The organism is Stenotrophomonas sp. LARHCG68 (genome assembly GCF_052871705.1).
In genome coordinates this window covers 1-2878 of the sequence record NZ_JBIXJV010000014.1, presented here as the reverse complement: position 1 = coordinate 2878, position 2878 = coordinate 1, and the positions used below count along the sequence as shown (strand labels likewise).

The 2878-nt window shown below is 68.6% G+C and carries 4 protein-coding genes; all 4 read left to right on the top strand.

Going from position 1 to position 2878, the window contains the following annotated elements; translation table 11 throughout:
• A partial coding sequence (locus ACIPR8_RS20020) for a phage tail tube protein (RefSeq protein WP_446542184.1) occupies positions 1-506 on the top strand: 506 nt, incomplete at its 5' end.
• A 123-nt stretch (positions 507-629) separates the two neighbouring features.
• Positions 630-1013: a hypothetical protein gene (locus ACIPR8_RS20015; RefSeq protein ID WP_446542183.1), complete on the top strand. Its 384-nt coding sequence runs from the start codon at positions 630-632 to the stop codon at positions 1011-1013.
• Positions 1014-1150: 137 nt separating this feature from the next.
• Positions 1151-1303 (top strand): hypothetical protein, encoded by a 153-nt coding sequence (locus tag ACIPR8_RS20010; protein ID WP_446542182.1) that lies wholly within the window; start codon positions 1151-1153, stop codon positions 1301-1303.
• The coding region (locus ACIPR8_RS20005) for a hypothetical protein (protein ID WP_446542181.1) at positions 1300-2878 on the top strand (1579 nt) is incomplete at its 3' end. The genes ACIPR8_RS20010 and ACIPR8_RS20005, both read left to right, overlap by 4 nt.

Below are 2878 nucleotides of genomic sequence, written 5' to 3'. Positions count from 1 at the left end.
GACGGGCACAACACAAGGAAACCCCTATGGGACAGGTCATCAAGTCCAAGCACTCCCAGCTGTTCGTTGCCATCGCGGCAACCGAGGTCATCAAGGTGACCCGTCTGCGCAGCGTCGGCTTCCCCGACGGCCAGGCATCGGAGATCGACATCTCCGATTACGACGACGATTGGGATCAGTTCGTTGCCGGCCGCAAGCAGACCGGTAGCACCAGCATCGAGGTCATCTACGACTCGGCGGACCACGAGAAGATCGAGGATCTGCACAAGACCGGCGCCGTCGTGAACTGGCTGGTCACCGCGCCGCTGTCCGAGACCGAAGGCGTCGCCAAGCCGGCCGCCGTCGATGGCGTTATCACCCCGCCCACCACGGTCCTGTCCAAGCAGTTCGACGGCTTCGTGCAGAACTTCGCCGTCACCAGCCAGGACAACGATGTGTGGAAGGCCACCATCACCATCCGCGGCTCCGGCGCCGTCACCACGCACCGCCCGCCGGTCGGCCCGTAACCGGCACCAACGGCATGCACCTGGCCCGCTTCGGCGGGCCTTCTCTTTGGCAGATCGTGCGGAACCTCCGCGTGTTCGCCGTGCGCGGCCCGCACGGTCTGCCTCCAGTACAAGGAAACGGCCATGAGCAAGACCAACGAAACCAACACCAGCGCGGTGACCGACACCGCCGTCCCCAAGCCGCTGTTGAACGCCTTCAAGGATCTGGGCATGTTCGCCTCGCCGGACGTGCGCCCGGACACCATCGAGCTGGGCACCGGCGTGACTGCCGAGTTCTATGTGCGCGAGCTGCCGGATGCCGAGTTCCGCAAGCTGTGGGCCGATGGCGACCGCGCCAAGCTGATCGCCGCCACCATCTGCGATGCCGACGGCAAGCCGATCATGTCGGTGGAGGACGCCGCGCGGCTCAAGCCGCCGATTGCGGCCAAGTTCCAGGACGTGGCGCTGAAGCACGCCGGTTTCGGCGATAAGGCGGCGGCTGCAGCGGAGCAGGCGGGAAACGCTTAAGCCGCAAGGGCGAGGACTGGTTCTGGTGCGTCCTGTCTGTGACGTACCGCAGGCCCGTCCAAGAGCTGCGCGCCACTATGTCGCGGCGCCAGTTTCTGGAGATGTGGGAGTTCCACAAGCGGAACCCTATTGACCCCGTGAGCCTGCATCAGAAGCCCGCCGCGCTTGTGGCCTACACCATAGCGACCCACAGTCCCGCAGGCAGCAAGCGCCCGCTGGACGACTTCCTCAACGCACTGGTGCCGGTCCTGGAAGAGGACGAAGCCCAGAAATGGTTTGATTCCCTATGAGCGAGACCTTCGGGCGGTTCGCCGCAGTTCCCATCGGCCCGGCGCTGTCCGCGCGCGATAGCGGCCTGACCCTTGCCACGACGGCGGCGGCCGACATCAACCGCACGGCCCGTTCGGACATTCCCCAGGACGCCGGCACGGTGGGCGTGGAGTTCGCCGTGTGGGGCGACGATGATCTGCAGGCGGTCGTGGGTGTGGTCAACTCCAGCGCCTCGCTGTCTGTCGTTCTGGGTGCGATTGGGGGCATTGGCTGGAACCTGGCCGCCGGCACGTTGCGCGTGGGCGGCGCTACGGTGGCCTCCGGCTTGCCGCCGGTGGTCAAGGGCGACATGGTGGGCGTGGAGCTGGTCATCGGCACGCCCAATACCGTGCGGCTCTACCGCAATGGTTCGCTGGTGCACACCGGTTCGGCGACGCTTGATGGCCCCCTGTACTTCGCCGCGTCGCTGGGTGCGAGCAAGGCGGGGGGCCTGATTCTTGCGGTCAACGCTGGGCAGTGGGTTGCCAGCGGGCCGCCGGCCGCGGCGGGCTGGCCCCTGCGCCGCCTGTCCACCGCGGCGCAGGGGATCGCGGATGCGGACTTCCTGACGGCGCCGGGAGACACCCCGCCCAACGCGCGCTATGAGGGCTTGCTGGCCGAGGGCGTGACCATCGTGTCGGCGCTGGACTTCTGGGTGTGGGGCGGTTCGGCGACGCAGACGACCGTTGCAGACTGCCTTGTCCACGACGCCGATGGGCTGCTGGATGCCCTGGCGTTGTCCGGCGGCGCCGGCCAGCCGGTCTCCATCCGGCAGGGACCGGCGGGCGGAATGCTCGCCGACACCGTGGCGGTGGGCCGGTTCGTGATCGATCGCGTAGAGATTGCGGGCGACGGCGACAAGCGACTTTCGCTGCTGGACGCGCATACCGACCTGGACGAGCCCATCACCCGCGCGGTGTTCCTACCCAACATCCCAGGCCTGGCCTGGAGTGCACAGCCGGTGGTGATCGGTGCGGTGGCGAGCGTGCCGGCGTTGGGCGCCAACTCCGATGGCTCGGCGCTGTTCCTGGCCGACGGCCCGGTGCACGTCGCGGCGGTGATGGATCGCGGCGACCTGATGGAGCCGGGCACGTTCCAGCTCGCGCCGGACGGGCAGCAACTGTTGATGCAGTCACCGCCGGAAGGCCCGGTGGTCGCCGACGTGTCCAGCGTCAGCGCCGGGCAGCAGCCGGCGACGCTGCGGCAGGCCCTTGGCGATGTGTTCCGACGGATCGGCAAAGCGGCATGGGCCGCAGGGGACGCCAGCAGCATCGACGCGGCCACGGGCTACGGCGGGGTGGGGTACTACTCCCGCGAGGCCGTGACGGCGCGCGCGGCGCTGGGGGCGATCCTGCCGAGCTATGGCGCTGGGATGTACCAGGCGCCGGATGGCGTGCTGCGCGTGGCGCGGGTGGTGGCGCCTGAGTCGGTGGCGGTGCCAGCCTTCGAGGTCATCGCCGCCCACTTGGCCGAGGATCTGATCGCGCTGCCCGATGATGCGCCGAACCTGACCCGCCGGTTCGCCTACCGTCCGAACGCCCAGGCGCTCGGTGCCG